Consider the following 14,920-nt stretch of genomic DNA (forward strand, 5'->3'; position numbering starts at 1 on the left):
CCTTCCGCGGCACAGCCATCGCCCCCTCTGCTGAACGACCCCTGCCGGCGTGGCGCGCCGGTGCCATGCTGTGCCTGGCGCTGCTGCTTTGCAGCGGTGCCGCGCAGGGCGCCAAGCCCACCGAACGCAGTAAGCAGAAGGCGGCCGCGGAAGCACAACGTGCAGGACTGCAACAAAAGCTGACGGCGCTCAAGCGCGACATCAGCCGCACGGAAAGCGCCAAGGATGACGCGGCCGATACCCTGGCCGAGTCGGAAGAGGCCATTTCCAATGCCAACCGCGCCTTGCGCGACCTGGCGCAGGAACAAAGCGCGACGGGTGTGAAACTCAATGCGCTGGGGCAAGAGCACCAGCAGTTGACGGCCACCGTCGAGAAACAAAAGACGCAGCTGTCGAAGTTGCTGCGTGAACAATATGTCGCCGGCAATGAAGACCGCATCAAGCTGCTCTTGTCGGGCGATAACCCGAACCGCATCAACCGCGACCTGCAATTGATGGCGTATGTGTCGCAGGCGCAGGCGCGCCTGCTGGAAGCCTTGCGCGCCAACTTGCTGGCCGTGGAGAAAAACCAGGCGGACGTGCAGAACGCCAAGGATGAACTGGAAGAAATCGCGCAGGAAGAGCGCGACCAGAAAGCCCTGCTGGTGCAGGAGAAGGCGCGCCGCGCCGCATTGCTGACGAGCTTGTCGCAACGCCTGGTGGCGCAGCGCAAGGAAGTGGGCAATGTCGAGCGCGACGAACAGCGCATGGGCAACCTGGTCGACAAGCTGGCAAAACTGATCGAAGAGCAGGCCGCCGCTGCCGCAGCGGAAAAGAAACGCCAGCAATTGCTGGCCGAACAGCGTGCCGCCGCCAAAGCGGCCGCCGACGCCAAGATTGCCGCGGAAAAACGCGAACGCCTGCTGGCCGCGCGCGCCAAGGCCGCCCAGGCGCAGGCCGAGCGCGAGCGCATTGCAAAAGAGCAACAAAACAAATCGGGCAAGATCAAGCCGCAAACGCCGCCACCGCCACCCGTGAAACTGGAACCGATCGATGACGACGAGCCGCCGCAAGTGGCCAAGGTGGCGACTAGGCCGGAACCGAAGCCCGAACCGGAGCCGGAGCGCCCAAGCCTGGGCCCGGCCGCGCCAGCCGGCGCCTTTGCCAGCCTGAAAGGGCAGCTGCGCGCGCCCGTGGCGGGCAAGATCGCCGCCCGCTTCGGCAGCAAGCGCGGTGACGGCCCCAGCTGGAAGGGCGTGTTCATCCGCACGGGCGAAGGCAGCGAGATCCACGCCATCGCCGGTGGCCGCGTCGTGTTTTCCGACTGGTTGCGCGGTTTCGGCAATTTGATCATCGTCGACCATGGCGGCCAGTACATGAGCATTTATGGCAACAACCAATCCCTGCTGAAAAGAGTGGGCGACGCCGTCAAGGGCGGCGACGCCATTGCCAGTGCGGGCAACAGCGGCGGCAACGAGGAATCAGGGCTATACTTTGAATTGCGTCATCAGGGCCGCGCCTTCGACCCCGCCACCTGGGTGAAGTTTTAATTCAGTTCCCACCATTGCTGCGGCAGCGAATTTGTAGATTGCGAAGAATACATGGGTATCAAAGTCAAAAGTATCGGCCTGATCGGTCTGGGCGTCCTGGCCGGCATCGGCATGTCGCTGCAGTTCCCGGCCGTGGCGCAGAAGATCACGAATGCCCCGCTGCCGCTCGACGAGCTGCGCCAGCTGTCCGACGTCTTTGGCCTGATCAAGTCCGATTACGTCGAGAAGGTGGAAGACAAGAAACTCTTGACGGAAGCCATTTCCGGCATGGTCTCGTCGCTCGATCCGCACTCCGTGTATCTGGATAAGAATGCCTTCAAGGAAATGCGCGAAAGCGTGCAGGGCAAGTTTGTCGGCATCGGCATCGAAGTGAGCATGGAAGACGGCTATGTGAAAGTCGTCTCGCCCATCGAGGACAGCCCTGCCGCCAAGGCCGGCATCCTGGCGGGCGACCTGATCACCCGCCTCGACAATATCCCGCTGAAAGGCTTGCAGCTGGAAGAAGTCATCAAGAAGATGCGCGGCCAGCCGGGCACCAAGCTGGTGCTGACGATGTCGCGCAAGGGCGAAAGCAAGCCGCTGGTGTTCCCCATCGTGCGCGAGGAAATCCGCGTGCAAAGCGTGAAGGCCAAGATGGTCGCGCCCGGCTATGCCTGGCTGCGCATCGCCCAGTTCCAGGAACCGACCGTCGGTGACATGGTCAAAAAGATCAACGCCCTGTATGCGCAAGACCCCAAGCTCAAGGGCCTGGTGCTGGACTTGCGTAACGATCCCGGCGGCGTCGTGCCGGGAGCCATTGGCGTGGCGACAGCATTTCTTCCGGGTAACTCCGTGATCGTTTCCACCAAGGGCCAATTACCCGAGTCGAAACAGGTGTTTTATGGCCGCCGCGAATTTTATGCGCCGCCGGGCGCCAAGGCCGATCCGCTGGCCAAGCTGCCGGCAGGGCTGAAAACCGTGCCGCTGGTGGTGCTGGTCAATGCCGGCTCCGCTTCCGCCTCGGAAATCGTCGCCGGCGCCTTGCAGGATTACCAGCGCGCCACCGTCATCGGCACGCAAACGTTCGGCAAGGGTTCCGTGCAAACCTTGCGCCAGATCACGGCCGACACGGCCGTCAAGCTGACGACGGCCCGCTACTACACGCCGAAGGGCCGGGCCATCCAGGCGCGCGGCATCGTGCCGGACTTGCTGGTCGATGAAACGGCCGAGGGCGACGGCTGGAACAGCCTGCGTATCCGCGAGGCGGACCTGGAAAAACACCTGAGCAGCAACGACGGCAAGCCGGAAGCGGCCAAGCCAACCATGGAAGGCATGCAGGATCAATTGGAAGAAGAGCAGCGCCTGATCGCCACGGCGAAAAAGCGCAAACCGCTCGAATACGGCGCCAAGGATGATTTCCAGCTGCAGCAAGCGCTGAACCATTTCCAGGGCTTGCCGGTGCAGCTGGCCAAGGTGGACCCGAAGGCGGAGAAGATCGGCGCCAAGCCGGAAATTGCTTCCGACATCAAGGCCGATGACAAGAAGATTCCTGTACAAAAACCGTAGTCGCCGCCATGAACGACCATCAGCTGCTGCGCTATTCGCGCCATATCCTGCTTGATCAGATCGGCATCGAAGGCCAGCAAGCCTTGCTCGACGCGCATGTGCTGGTGATCGGCGCGGGCGGGCTCGGCTCGCCGGCGGCCATGTATTTGGCCGCCAGCGGTGTCGGCAAGCTGACCCTGGTCGATGACGATACGGTCGATCTGACCAATCTGCAGCGCCAGATCGCCCACACGACGGCCCGCGTGGGCCAGCCGAAAGTGCTGTCGGCGCGCGAGACCTTGACCGGCATCAATCCCGAGATCGATATCATCGCCTTGCAGGAGCGCCTCGACGGCGCGCGCCTGGCCGAACTGGTCTGCTCCGCCACGGTGGTGCTCGACTGCACCGACAACTTCGCCACGCGCCATGCCGTCAACCGCGCCTGCGTGGCGGCCAGGGTGCCGCTGGTGTCGGGCGCCGTGATCCGTTTCGACGGGCAAGTGAGCGTGTTCGACCCGCGCACGGGTACCCAGCCATGTTATTCCTGCCTGTTTCCGCAGGAGCAGCAGTTCACGGACGAGGCGTGCTCGACCATGGGCGTGTTCGCGCCGCTGGTCGGCGTGGTGGGCGCGATGCAGGCGGCCGAGGCCCTGAAACTCATCATGGGCGCGGGTGTATCCTTGGCCGGACGGTTGCTGCTGCTCGACGGCTTGCACATGGAGTGGAGCAGCATGCGCGTCGCGCGTGACCCCGGCTGCGCCGTTTGCGGCGAAGTGGTCTTGCCGGCCTGACAGGCCCCGCAGAAATTTTTCCCTATATGACAGGCTTTGTCATATTTCCGCTTTATACTCTGCACTCATTACTCACCTTCTTCTCTCTTTCTTATGCAAAACGCAGCAAACCATCCGATACGCCAGCGCCGCGCGCGCGGCTTCACTTTGATCGAAATCATGGTCGTGGTGGTGATCATGGGTATCCTCGCGTCGCTGGTGGTGCCCAAGCTGATCGCCCGCACGGGCGAGTCGAAAGTGGCGGCGGCGAAAGTCGACATCGCTACCGTGATGCAAGCCTTGAAACTGTATCGCCTGGATAACCAGCGCTACCCGACCACCGAGCAGGGCTTGCAGGCGCTGATCGAAAAACCGACCACGGGACCGGCCGCGAATGGCTGGAAAGCGGGCGGCTACCTGGAAAAAATGCCGAAGGATCCATGGGGCAACCCGTACCAGTTCCTGTCGCCGGGCGTGAAAGGCGAAGTCGACATCATTTCGCTGGGCGCCGACGGCCAGCCTGGCGGTAGCGGCGACGACGCCGATATCGGTTCCTGGGAACTGTAAGTTTTCCATTGCATGCCTGCCATGACCACCGGTCGCGCACCGCCCCGGCCACGCGCCAGCGGCTTCACGCTGATCGAATTGCTGGTGGTGATGGTCATCATCGGCGTGACCCTGGGCCTGGTGTCGCTGAACGCGATGCCGAATGGCCAGCAAGCCTTGCAAAAGGAAGCCGAGCGCATCGCGCTGCTGCTGCAACTGGCGCGCGATGAAGCCATCGTGCGCAGCCGGCAGGTGGCGTTCGAGGCTGACGAAAATCAATACCGTTTCCTGGTTCTCAATGAAAAGCTGTGGCAGCCCGTGACGCAGGACGATTTGCTGCGCGAGCGCGCGTTTGCCAACACGCCCATGCTGCTCAGCGTGCAGCCCTCGAACAGCGTGGCCCAGCCGCTGCGCATCATCTTCGGCCGCGAACCGGTCGACAAGCCTTTCGTGCTGACTTTGGCCAGTGGCGAGCGCAGCGTGGCCATCCGCGCCGACGGCATCGGCCACTTCACGGTCGAGCAATGATGGCCTTCCCACGACAACGCCGCCAGCGTGGCTTTACTTTGCTGGAAGTCCTGGTCGCCCTCGTCATCGTCGGCACGGCCCTGGGCGCCTCCCTGCGCGCCGTCGGCAGCCTGACGCAAAACAGCGACGGCTTGCGCAGCGCCATGATGGCCACCTGGTCGGCGGAAAACCATTTGGTGCGCTTGCGCCTGGCGAAAACGTTCCCGCAGACGGGCAAGCGCACGGTCGACTGCCCGCAGGGCGATTTAAAACTCATTTGCGAAGAGGAAGTGGTGGCCACGCCGAATCCCCGCATCCGGCAAGTGCGCGTCAACGTGTACGACGCGCAATATCCGGCCCGGCGCATCGTGCGCCTGGTATTACTTTCCTTTAACGACTGATGGCGCGCCGTCATCTTCCCGCCAAGGGGTTCACCCTGATCGAGCTGCTCGTGGCGATCGGCATCCTGGCCATGGTCGCCGTGTTGGGCTGGCGCGGCCTGGACAGCATCATGCGCTCGCGCGAAGTGCTGACCAGCCAGCTGGAACAGGCGCGCGGCATGCAGCTGGCGTTTGCCCAGATGCAGAGCGATTGCGACCACCTGGCCGGCGCCGGCCAGAACAATACCCTGCTGAATGGCCGCATCAACCTGTCGGCGGAGACTGACCGCCTGACCCTGGTGCGCCTGGCCGCCTCGGAACAGGAGCCGCAGCAGTTGCAAGTGGTCACTTACCGCCTGCGCGGCGGCGTGCTGACGCGGCGCGAGTCGAACGGCACGCGCGACCTGGCCGTGCTCGACACCCTGTGGCAGGCGGCGCGCGACGATACCGATACCTCCAGCGCCGACGTCACCTTGATGAACGGCGTCGACAGCATGGTCATGCGCGGCTGGAACAATGGCGCCTGGAACGTGCTGACGGCGGGCGCCACCATCTCCACGCAAGTGCCGGGCCTGGAAGTGACCCTGCAGATGCCGGGCCAGGACGCGGGCCTGTCGAAAGTCTTTTTATTGGGGCCGGGATGACGCGCTTCAAGTTTCCCTCGCGCCAGCGCGGCGTGGCCGTCATCACGGCCCTGCTGCTGACGGCGCTGGCTATTACCGTTGTCGCCAGCCTGTTCTGGCAGCAGCAGGTGCAAGTGCGTTCGATGGAAAACCAGCGCCTGCGCCTGCAGACGCAGTGGGCCATGCGTGGCATGGTCGACTTCGCCCGCTTCTGGCTGCGGCAGGACAACCCCATGCTGACGGCGCTCGATGGCGTTTGGGCCACGCCCATCGAGGAAGCGCGGCTCGACGATTATGTGGACCGCGAAAAGGTCGACACGGAAAAATTCGACGCCACCGTCTCGGGCCGCGCACTCGATGCGCAGGCGCGCTTCAATATTACGAACCTGCTTGAAGCCACGGGCGGCATCAATGCGAAGCAGGTGCTGGCCTACCAGCGACTGTTATCCAACTTGCAGCTCGATAGTTCCCTGGCGCAAGCGACGGCCGATGCCGTGCTGCGCGCGAAGCCGAAACCGCGCACTGTTGCCAGCGGCACCGACGGCAAGACGCCCGCCGCCATGCCCGCATCGGGCGGCGGCAGCGAGCCGGTGGCGTTCACGCAGGTCGAGGATTTGCTGGCCGTGCCTGGCTACACGCCACAGATCATTGAAAAACTGCGCGATTTCATCATCGTATTGCCGGAAATAACGCCCGTGAACGTGAATACGGCCCCGGCCGAGGTGCTGGCGGCCGTGACGATGATGTCGCTGTCCGAGGCCAGCGCCCTGACTTTGAGCAATCCGCGCAAAAAGTTTGTCGATAAGTTAAATTTCCAGAATAATATTAATGCTGCATTGATTGAAGGCGTGGAACTCGATGTGAAGAGCCGCTACTTCCTCACCGTCATCCGCGTGCGGCTGGATCGTGCCGCCCTGGACGCCGTGGCGCTCGTCAATCGAAAAACGGATCCGCAACGCACCACCAGCCTGGTCTGGCTGCGGGAAAATTAACAGCTGAAAGCGAGTCACTTTGACAATATTGTATATCCGTCACCCGGCCAAGGCGTCTACCAACAGCGCGCCTGCCTGCTCCTTTGTGCTGGCCGGCGACGGCGGCGCCCTGTTGCAACAGGGCAGCGCGCCGCTGGGCAGCCTGGGCCAGCTGATCGCCGGCGCGAAGCAGGTGCTGCTGCTGCTGGCCGCGGCCGATGTGACCCTGCTGCGCCTGAAAATGCCGCCGCTGGCCGGCGCCCGTTTGCGCGCAGCCTTGCCGGGCCTGGTGGAAGAACACATTTTGGGCGACGCGCAGGATTGCCTGCTGGTTGCCGGCGCGCCCGACGCTGCCGGCATGCGCACGGTGGCCGTGGCGCAGCGCGCCTGGGCCGAGGTACTCGTCAAGGCTTTGCTGGCGCAGGGCGCGCGCAAGGTGGTGCTGCTGCCGTCGCAGCTGTGCCTGCCCTTGCAGCCGGGCAGCGTGACGGCCGCCTTGCAGGCAAGCGGCGACGGCCTGGAACTGGCCTTGCGCCAGGCGCCGCAAGAGGGCCTGGGCCTGGTCTTGCCGCCCCAGCCGCAGCAGGCGCTGCTGACGACGCGCGCCTTTGCCGGCGATGTGCCGCTGACGGTCTATGTGGCGCAGGCCGAGCTGGCGCACTATCAACAGCTGGCCGCCGGCATGGAGGGTGTGACGGTGGAGCTGGACCACTGGGCGCACTGGATCGCCGGCGCCAAGGGCGCGGGACTGGACCTGGCCGGCGCCCTGGGCACGGCCACGGGATCGGCCACTGAATGGCGCCGCTGGCGCTGGCCGCTGCGCCTGGCGCTGCTGGCCGTGATCGTCAACCTGGCCGGCATGAATATCGAATGGATGCGCCTGAAGCGCGAGGCCGCCACCGTGCGCACCTCGATGCAGCAAACCTTCAAGGCTGCGTATCCGAACGAAGCGCCCGTGTATGGCCTGGAAGCGGAGCAGATGCGGCGCAATATCGCCGCTGCCCGCCTGCAGGGCGGGCAGGCCAGCATGGATGATTTTACGAGCATGAGCGCGGCCCTGGGCGAGGCGCTGGGCGGCCTGGCCGGGCGCGGCGTGGTGGCCTCGCTGGAATACCGCGAGCGCAGCCTGATCGTCAGGCTGAAGCCGGACATGGTCGACGCCAGCGCCCAGGCGCAGGTACGCGATGGCCTGGCCGCGCGCAAACTGGCCTTGAATGAAACGGCGCCGGGCGTGTGGAAGATCACGCCGGTCACGGGAGCAAAAGCATGAGTGCAGCAGTCAACAAGGCGCGCGCCGCGTGGGCGGGGCAGCAGCAGGCCGTGCAGGCCTTCTGGGCCGAACGCACGCAGCAGGAGCGCAAGCTCCTGACTATCGGCGGCGTGGTGGCGGGGCTGGCCCTCGTTTACGCCGTGTTTTTCGAGCCGGCCTGGACGGGCCGCATCGCCTTGCAAAAGAGCTTGCCCGAGCTGCGCCAGAATGCGGCCCAGCTGCAGGCGCTGGCGCGTGAAGCGGGCGACCTGGCGCGTCAGGCGCCCGTGCAGGTGGCGCCGATGAGCCGTGACAGCCTCGATGCGTCGCTGAAGGCGCGCGGCCTGGCGCCGCAATCGCTGTCGCTGACGGGAGAATACGCGCGCGTGCAATTGAACGGCGTGCCGTTCGCCAGCGTCATGCTGTGGCTCGATGGCTTGCGCCGCGAAGGCCGCGTGGCGGTGCAGGAAGCGAAGATCACGGCGCAGGGCAAGGCGGGCTTGGTCGACGCCAGTTTGAGCCTGCACCAGAGCCCGGGCGCGGCGCGATGATGCGCCTGCTTGGCTGGCTGCTGGCCATCATCGTCAGCGTCTGCGTTACCCTGCTGGTATTCTTCCCCGCCGGCTGGGTGGCCAGTCTCGTGGAAAAGCAGACGGGCGGACGTTTGACCTTGGGCGACGCGCAAGGTACCCTGTGGCGCGGCTCGGCCTTTGTCGGCGGGGCGGCCAGCGCGAATGGCGCCGTGACGCCGCTGCTGCCGGGGCGCTTCAGCTGGCGCATTTCGCCGTCCGTGCTGTGGGGATCGGTGGACGTGGAATTGCAGAATGCGCAGGCGCTGTCGCAGGCCGTCAATTTGCGCGGCTCGTGGTCGCACTGGCAAGTCAGCCCGGCGGCCCTGCTGCTGCCGGCCGATGGCCTGGGCGGCCTGGGTGCACCGTTAAATACCGTGGCGCCGACGGGCAGCATGCGCCTGTCGTGGAGCACCTTGCAGCTGGCACTGGAACAACAGCAGTTTTCCGCCGTCGGCCGCACGACCTTGCAGATGACGGACATGGCCTCGCGCCTGTCATCCTTGCGTCCGTTGGGCAGTTACGAGCTTGATTTCGATTGGCAGGGGCAGCAGGCGACGTTGACCTTGCGTTCCATCAAGGGACCGCTGCTGCTCGACGGCAGCGGCAGCCTGAATCAGGGGCGCATGCAGTTTTCCGGCCAGGCCCAGGCCGCAGCAGGATATGAAGAGACCTTGGCGAGTTTGTTGAATTTGCTGGGACAGCGCCGTAGCAATAGCGAAAAAAACATCATCGCCTTAGAGTTCAGACAATGAAAAAACCATCCGTGAGCCCAATTACCTCCTCCTTCTCGCTGCGCCGCCTGTCGGCCGCCGCCTTGCTGTGCTGTTCCGTGGCCGGCATGCCGGCACCCGTCTGGGCCGCGCCCGGCGATGAAGCGGCGCTCAATTTCGTCGGCGCCGACATCGAGTCGGTGATCAAGGCGGTGGGCCATTACACCAACATCAATTTCGTCATCGACCCGCGCGTCAAGGGCACGATCACGCTGGTGTCGGAAAAATCGATCAGCAAGACGCAGGCGTTCGCGCTGCTGGCCTCGGCCTTGCGCCTGCAGGGCTATGCGGTGGTTTCCGGCGACGGCTATGCGAAAGTGGTGCCGGAAGCGGATGCCAAGCTGCAATCCGTGCCGACCCAGGTGGGCAACGGCGCCAGCCAGGTGAAGGGCGACCAGATCGCCACGCAGGTGTTTTACCTGAACTACGAATCGTCGGCCAACCTGCTTGCCGTGCTGCGCCCCCTGATTTCGCCGAACAACACGATCAACGCCAACCCGGGCAACAACTCGCTGGTGATCACCGATTACGCGGATAACCTCAAGCGCCTGGCGAAGATCATCGCCGCGCTCGACGTGCCCGCCTCGACGGACCTGGACGTGATTCCCGTGCGCTATGCCATCGCGTCCGACCTGGCCTCGATGGTGAATAAACTGATGGAAGGCGGGAATGCGGCCGGCGCCGCAGGGGGCGACGCGGGCAAGGTGTCCGTGCTGGCCGACCCGCGCACCAATTCGCTGGTGCTGCGCGCGCCGTCGGCGGCGCGCGCCAACCTGGCCAAGTCGCTGATCTCGAAGCTGGATCAGCCGACCACGCAGCTGGGCAATGTGCACGTGGTGTACCTGAAAAATGCGGACGCCACCAAGCTGGCGCAAACCCTGCGTTCGGTGGTGACGTCGGACGGCACGGCCGCCTCGGCGCAGCAGCCGAGCAACAACAGCCTGAATACGAATAACCAGAATAACCAGGGCGGCGGCATGAACAGCACTGGCCTGGGCGGCAATACGCAAAGCGGCACCACGGGCGGCGCTTCGCTGAGCAACGGGCCGCAGCAGCTGTCGTCGGGCGGCGCGGCCGGCTTCATCCAGGCCGACGCATCGACGAATACCCTGATCCTGACCTGCAACGAGGCCGTCTACCGCAACCTGCGCGCCGTGATCGACCAGCTCGACGTGCGCCGCGCCCAGGTCTACATCGAGGCGCTGATCGTCGAAGTGACGTCGGCCAAGGCGTCCGAGTTCGGCGTGCAGTGGCTGGGGCTTTCCGGCGACAGCAGCAGCAGCTACCGCGTGGGCGCGCTGCAGTCGTTCGCCGGCGGCACCGACAACAATATCGCCAAGCTGGCGCTGGGCGGCGGCAAGGTGCTGCCGACGGGCGGCCTGACCCTGGGCATCTTCAAGCAGATCAACGGCGCGCTGGGCCTGGGCGCCGTGGCGCATGCGCTGGAATCGGACGGCAACGCGAACATCCTGTCGACGCCGAACCTGATCACCCTGGACAACGAGCTGGCGACCATCAAGGTGGGCCAGAACGTGCCTATCCTGACGGGCCAGTACACCAGCACGGCCGGCACCAACACGAATCCGTTCCAGACCATCGACCGCAAGGAAGTGGGCCTGACCCTGAAGGTGCGTCCGCAGATTTCCGAAGGCGGCACGATCAAGCTGGGCATCTATCATGAGACGTCGAGCGTCGACAAATCCACGTCGACAGCCGTCAGCGGCATCACCATCAACAACCGCGTGATCGAGAACAATGTGCTGGCCGACGACGGCCAGATCATCGTGCTCGGTGGCCTGATCGAGGACAGCACGGGCGACAACGCGGAAAAAGTGCGCGGCCTGGGCGACATTCCCCTGATCGGCAACCTGTTCAAGTACCAGACGCGCGAGCGCAAGAAAACCAATCTGATGATCTTCCTGCGCCCTGTCATCGTGCGCAACAAGGAACAGAGCGGCAGCCTGGCGGCCGACCGCTACGACTACATGCGTTCGGCCGAGACGGCCGCCGTGCCGGCCACGGGCAATCTGATGCTGAAAGACCTGGGCACGCCCGTGCTGCCTGCCTTGCAGGATGGCCAGCCGGTGGGCGGCAACATGGTGACGCGTCCCGTGCCGCCGGCACCGACGCCGCCGCCAGGCGCGCCGGCCAACGCGGCCACGCCGCCGCAGTCGCTGCTGCAGCAATATCAGCAACAACCGCAGCAGCCGCAGAAGTGATGGGACAGTCATGAGTAATCTGCTTCCCTACGCCTACGCGCGCGATTTCGGCTTGCTGGCCCGGCCCGGCGCCGTCGACGGTGCCCCCGTCGAGGTGCTGGTGGCCGCATCGACGGCGCCGGCGGCGATTGCCGAAGTGTCGCGCCGTTTCGGCCAGATCCAGCTGACGGTGCTGCCGCGCGGCGAACTCGATGCGGCCATTGCCGGCGCCTACGCGGGCGGCGGCGGCGACGCGTCGCAGATGGCCGATGAATTCGACGCCGACCTCGATCTGACCAAGCTGCTGCAGGACGTGCCGGCCATCGAGGATTTGCTGGAATCGTCCGACGACGCGCCCGTCATCCGCATGATCAACGCGCTGCTGACGCAGGCGCTGCGCGAAGGCGCGTCCGATATCCACATCGAGCCGTTCGAGCAGACCTCCGTTGTGCGCTTTCGCATCGACGGCAGCCTGCGCGACGTGGTGCGCCCCCGCAAGGCCATCCACGGCTCGCTGATTTCGCGCATCAAGATCATGGCGCAGCTCGACATCGCCGAAAAGCGCTTGCCGCAGGACGGCCGCATCACCCTGCGCGTGGGCGGCAAACCCGTCGACGTGCGCGTCTCGACCCTGCCCACCGGGCATGGCGAACGGGCCGTATTGCGTTTGCTGGACAAGGAAGCGGGGCGCCTCGACCTGCAGCACCTGGGCATGAGCGCGCCCATGCTGGGGCAGTTCGACGGCCTGATCACGCAGCCGCACGGCATCGTGCTCGTCACGGGCCCCACCGGCTCGGGCAAGACGACGACCCTGTACGCGGCGCTGTCGATGCTGAACGCCACCACCACGAACATCCTGACGGTGGAAGACCCGATCGAGTACGACCTGGCCGGTGTCGGCCAGACGCAAGTCAATCCGCGCATCGACATGACATTTGCCAAGGCGCTGCGGGCGATTTTGCGGCAAGATCCCGATGTGATCATGATCGGCGAGATCCGCGACCTGGAAACGGCGCAGATCGCCGTGCAGGCATCCTTGACGGGCCATCTGGTGCTGGCGACTTTGCACACGAACGACGCCTCTGCGGCCGTCACGCGTTTGCTCGACATGGGCATCGAGCCGTTCCTGCTGTCCTCGTCCCTGCTCGGCGTGCTGGCGCAGCGCCTGGTGCGCAAATTGTGCGGCTCCTGCAAGACCTTCGACGGGCAATACTGGCAGGCGGTCGGCTGCGAACATTGCGGCCAGACGGGCTACCAGGGGCGTGTCGGCGTATATGAACTGCTGCGCACGACGGAGCAGATCCGCGCGCAGATCCACAACCGCGCGTCGGAAGCGGAAGTGCGCACGGTGGCCCTGCAGGACGGCATGACGAGCATGCGCGACGACGGCGAACGCTGGCTGCGCGACGGCACCACCACGCAGGCTGAATTGCTGCGCGTGACCAAAGACTAGGCCCGCCACCATGCCCGCATTCCGCTATGAAGCCGTCGACGCCCAGGGCGCCACCCGCAAGGGCGTGCTCAATGCCGACAGTCCCCGTTCCGCGCGCGCCGAGCTGCGCGTGCAAGGCCTGGTGCCGCTGGCCGTCGAGCCGATCGCCGCGCAAGTCGACGCCGCCGGCGTGACCAAGCGGCGCGGCTTCGGCGAGCGCCTGTCCAGCACCGAGCTGGCCCTGTTTACGCGCCAGCTGGCCAGTTTGCTGGAAGCGGGCCTGCCGCTGGAGCAGGCCTTTTCCGCCCTGCTGGAACAGGCCGAGCGGCCGTATCTGCGCGACCTGATCGCCTCGATCCGCTCGGAAGTGATCGGCGGCGCCGCGTTTTCCGACGTGCTGGCGCGCCATCCGCGCGACTTCGCGGAAATTTACCGGGCGCTGGTGGCGTCGGGCGAACAGATCGGCCATCTGTCGCGCGTGCTCTCGCGCCTGGCCGACTATATCGAGCGGCGCAATGCGCTGGTGCAGAAGGTCAAGCTGGCGTTTACCTATCCGGCCATCGTCACGGTGGTGGCGTTTTCCATCGTGATTTTCCTGCTCACCTATGTGGTGCCGCAGATCGTTTCCGTATTTGCCAATACCAAGCAAAAGCTACCCATGCTCACCGTGATCATGCTGGCGCTGTCGGACTTCGTGCGCAACTATGGCCTCATCGTGGCCGTGATCCTGGCCGGCGCCTGGTTTGCCTGGCGCCGCGCCTTGCAGCAACCGGCCCTGAAACGCCGCTGGCATACCTGGCTGCTGACGGCGCCTTTGTATGGGAAATTTGAGCGCAGCCTGAATACGGCGCGTTTCGCCAGCACCCTGGCCATTACCACGGGTTCCGGCGTGCCGATCCTGCGCGCGCTCGACACCAGCCGCGACACCTTGACCAACGTGGCGATGCAGGAATTGGTGGCCGAGGCCAGCGGCGCCGTGCGCGAAGGCGTCAGCCTGGCGCGCGCGCTGTCGGCGCAAAAGCATTTTCCTCCCATGCTGATCCACATGATACGCGCCGGCGAAATCACGGGCGAGCTGCCGGCCATGCTGGAACGCGCCGCCAGCGCGCAGGAGCAGGACCTGGAACGCCGCACCCTGACGATTGCCGGCCTGCTGGAGCCGGCCCTGATCCTGGCCATGGGCGTGGTGGTGCTGCTGATCGTGCTGGCCGTGCTGATGCCGATTATCGAAATCAATCAGCTCGTAAGATAAGAATCCAAGGAAGCCATGAAGCGTTTGCCTCAAGTTACAAGTTTGCTCGCCGTCGTGGCGCTGTCCGTGTCGCTGGTCTATTGGGCCATGCAGCTGTTCAAGGCGCCGCAACGCCCCATCAATCCGCCCCCCAATCCGGTGGTGCAGGATGCCAGCGTGGAGGCGGGCGCTTCGCTGTTCGGCGGCCAGGTCAGCGTGGCCACGGCCAGCAACTACCAGCTCAAGGGCGTGGTGGCCGCCGGCAATGGTCGCGGCAGCGTGGCCATCATTTCGACCGATGGCAAGCCTTCCGTGGCCTTGCCGGAGGGTGCCGAAGTGGTGCCCGGCGTGACGGTGCTGGAGGTGCATGCGCGCCACGTGCTGCTGCGTGACGGCGGCGTGAGCAAGCGCATCGACCTGGTGGCCGACGACAAGGCGCTGGCCTTGCCGGGGCCGGTGTCCGCCACCCCAACGCCGGCCGCGGCCCCTGCGCCGGCATCGAATTTGGTGCCGCCGCCGCTGCCGATGGAGCAGCAGCGGCCGGCGACCATGATGCCGACGCCGCAAGTGAGCGGCAGCGTGCCGCCGCCGTCGAATTAACGCTGTTTTTATCGTATT

15 protein-coding genes are annotated in these 14,920 nt (G+C 65.1%); all 15 read left to right on the top strand.

Features of this window, described 5'->3' with window-relative positions; all coding sequences use genetic code 11:
- Window positions 1-65 precede the first annotated feature (65 nt).
- The 15 genes from CSQ93_RS09610 to CSQ93_RS09680 all read left to right on the top strand — a co-directional run bounded on the left by CSQ93_RS09610 (window position 66) and on the right by CSQ93_RS09680 (window position 14,902).
- Window positions 66-1,529 (top strand): murein hydrolase activator EnvC family protein, encoded by a 1,464-nt coding sequence (locus CSQ93_RS09610; protein WP_099377853.1) that lies wholly within the window; start codon window positions 66-68, stop codon window positions 1,527-1,529.
- 51 nt (window positions 1,530-1,580) lie between these two features.
- Entirely contained in the window at window positions 1,581-3,074 is a 1,494-nt protein-coding gene (locus CSQ93_RS09615) for a S41 family peptidase (RefSeq protein ID WP_099377854.1), read from the top strand.
- 8 nt (window positions 3,075-3,082) lie between these two features.
- On the top strand, window positions 3,083-3,844 hold the full coding sequence (locus CSQ93_RS09620; RefSeq protein ID WP_099377855.1) for a HesA/MoeB/ThiF family protein: 762 nt from the start codon (window positions 3,083-3,085) through the stop codon (window positions 3,842-3,844).
- 93 nt (window positions 3,845-3,937) lie between these two features.
- Window positions 3,938-4,390, top strand: a complete 453-nt coding sequence (gene gspG, locus CSQ93_RS09625; RefSeq protein WP_035823835.1) for a type II secretion system major pseudopilin GspG — start codon at window positions 3,938-3,940, stop codon at window positions 4,388-4,390.
- A 12-nt stretch (window positions 4,391-4,402) separates the two neighbouring features.
- Window positions 4,403-4,897 (top strand): GspH/FimT family pseudopilin, encoded by a 495-nt coding sequence (locus tag CSQ93_RS09630; protein WP_051959291.1) that lies wholly within the window; start codon window positions 4,403-4,405, stop codon window positions 4,895-4,897.
- Window positions 4,894-5,277: a type II secretion system minor pseudopilin GspI gene (gspI, locus tag CSQ93_RS09635; RefSeq protein WP_099377856.1), complete on the top strand. Its 384-nt coding sequence runs from the start codon at window positions 4,894-4,896 to the stop codon at window positions 5,275-5,277. The genes CSQ93_RS09630 and gspI overlap by 4 nt, the downstream gene beginning before the upstream one ends.
- Window positions 5,277-5,900 (top strand): PulJ/GspJ family protein, encoded by a 624-nt coding sequence (locus tag CSQ93_RS09640; protein WP_099377857.1) that lies wholly within the window; start codon window positions 5,277-5,279, stop codon window positions 5,898-5,900. The genes gspI and CSQ93_RS09640 overlap by 1 nt, the downstream gene beginning before the upstream one ends.
- The gene (gene gspK / locus CSQ93_RS09645) at window positions 5,897-6,871 is read left to right on the top strand and encodes a type II secretion system minor pseudopilin GspK (protein ID WP_099377858.1); all 975 of its coding nucleotides are present in this window, start codon (window positions 5,897-5,899) and stop codon (window positions 6,869-6,871) included. The genes CSQ93_RS09640 and gspK overlap by 4 nt, the downstream gene beginning before the upstream one ends.
- Window positions 6,872-6,890: 19 nt before the next feature.
- Complete coding sequence (gene gspL, locus CSQ93_RS09650) at window positions 6,891-8,120, top strand: type II secretion system protein GspL (protein ID WP_233516125.1); 1,230 nt, start codon at window positions 6,891-6,893, stop codon at window positions 8,118-8,120.
- Window positions 8,117-8,650: a type II secretion system protein GspM gene (gene gspM / locus CSQ93_RS09655; protein ID WP_099377860.1), complete on the top strand. Its 534-nt coding sequence runs from the start codon at window positions 8,117-8,119 to the stop codon at window positions 8,648-8,650. The genes gspL and gspM overlap by 4 nt, the downstream gene beginning before the upstream one ends.
- Window positions 8,647-9,423, top strand: a complete 777-nt coding sequence (locus CSQ93_RS09660; RefSeq protein ID WP_099377861.1) for a type II secretion system protein N — start codon at window positions 8,647-8,649, stop codon at window positions 9,421-9,423. Before gspM ends, CSQ93_RS09660 begins: the two co-directional genes overlap by 4 nt.
- The gene (gene gspD, locus CSQ93_RS09665; protein WP_099377862.1) at window positions 9,420-11,660 is read left to right on the top strand and encodes a type II secretion system secretin GspD; all 2,241 of its coding nucleotides are present in this window, start codon (window positions 9,420-9,422) and stop codon (window positions 11,658-11,660) included. Before CSQ93_RS09660 ends, gspD begins: the two co-directional genes overlap by 4 nt.
- A gap of 10 nt (window positions 11,661-11,670) precedes the next feature.
- Window positions 11,671-13,092, top strand: a complete 1,422-nt coding sequence (gene gspE, locus CSQ93_RS09670; protein WP_099377863.1) for a type II secretion system ATPase GspE — start codon at window positions 11,671-11,673, stop codon at window positions 13,090-13,092.
- A gap of 10 nt (window positions 13,093-13,102) precedes the next feature.
- Window positions 13,103-14,323, top strand: coding sequence for a type II secretion system inner membrane protein GspF (gspF, locus tag CSQ93_RS09675; RefSeq protein WP_099377864.1), 1,221 nt, complete (start codon window positions 13,103-13,105; stop codon window positions 14,321-14,323).
- A gap of 15 nt (window positions 14,324-14,338) precedes the next feature.
- Window positions 14,339-14,902: a type II secretion system protein N gene (locus CSQ93_RS09680; RefSeq protein WP_099377865.1), complete on the top strand. Its 564-nt coding sequence runs from the start codon at window positions 14,339-14,341 to the stop codon at window positions 14,900-14,902.
- Window positions 14,903-14,920 lie beyond the last annotated feature (18 nt).

It is taken from the genome of Janthinobacterium sp. BJB426 (genome assembly GCF_002735705.1).
In the GTDB taxonomy this organism is placed as follows: domain Bacteria; phylum Pseudomonadota; class Gammaproteobacteria; order Burkholderiales; family Burkholderiaceae_D; genus Janthinobacterium.

Coding starts and splice junctions, on each gene's coding strand:
- CSQ93_RS09660 (WP_099377861.1), top strand. CDS start 8,647: ATGATGCGCCTGCTTGGCTGGCTGCTGGCCATCATCGTCAGCGTCTGC.
- gspD (WP_099377862.1), top strand. CDS start 9,420: ATGAAAAAACCATCCGTGAGCCCAATTACCTCCTCCTTCTCGCTGCGC.
- CSQ93_RS09640 (WP_099377857.1), top strand. CDS start 5,277: ATGGCGCGCCGTCATCTTCCCGCCAAGGGGTTCACCCTGATCGAGCTG.
- CSQ93_RS09615 (WP_099377854.1), top strand. CDS start 1,581: ATGGGTATCAAAGTCAAAAGTATCGGCCTGATCGGTCTGGGCGTCCTG.
- CSQ93_RS09630 (WP_051959291.1), top strand. CDS start 4,403: ATGCCTGCCATGACCACCGGTCGCGCACCGCCCCGGCCACGCGCCAGC.
- gspE (WP_099377863.1), top strand. CDS start 11,671: ATGAGTAATCTGCTTCCCTACGCCTACGCGCGCGATTTCGGCTTGCTG.
- gspF (WP_099377864.1), top strand. CDS start 13,103: ATGCCCGCATTCCGCTATGAAGCCGTCGACGCCCAGGGCGCCACCCGC.
- CSQ93_RS09680 (WP_099377865.1), top strand. CDS start 14,339: ATGAAGCGTTTGCCTCAAGTTACAAGTTTGCTCGCCGTCGTGGCGCTG.
- CSQ93_RS09620 (WP_099377855.1), top strand. CDS start 3,083: ATGAACGACCATCAGCTGCTGCGCTATTCGCGCCATATCCTGCTTGAT.
- gspM (WP_099377860.1), top strand. CDS start 8,117: ATGAGTGCAGCAGTCAACAAGGCGCGCGCCGCGTGGGCGGGGCAGCAG.
- gspK (WP_099377858.1), top strand. CDS start 5,897: ATGACGCGCTTCAAGTTTCCCTCGCGCCAGCGCGGCGTGGCCGTCATC.
- gspI (WP_099377856.1), top strand. CDS start 4,894: ATGATGGCCTTCCCACGACAACGCCGCCAGCGTGGCTTTACTTTGCTG.
- gspG (WP_035823835.1), top strand. CDS start 3,938: ATGCAAAACGCAGCAAACCATCCGATACGCCAGCGCCGCGCGCGCGGC.
- CSQ93_RS09610 (WP_099377853.1), top strand. CDS start 66: ATGCTGTGCCTGGCGCTGCTGCTTTGCAGCGGTGCCGCGCAGGGCGCC.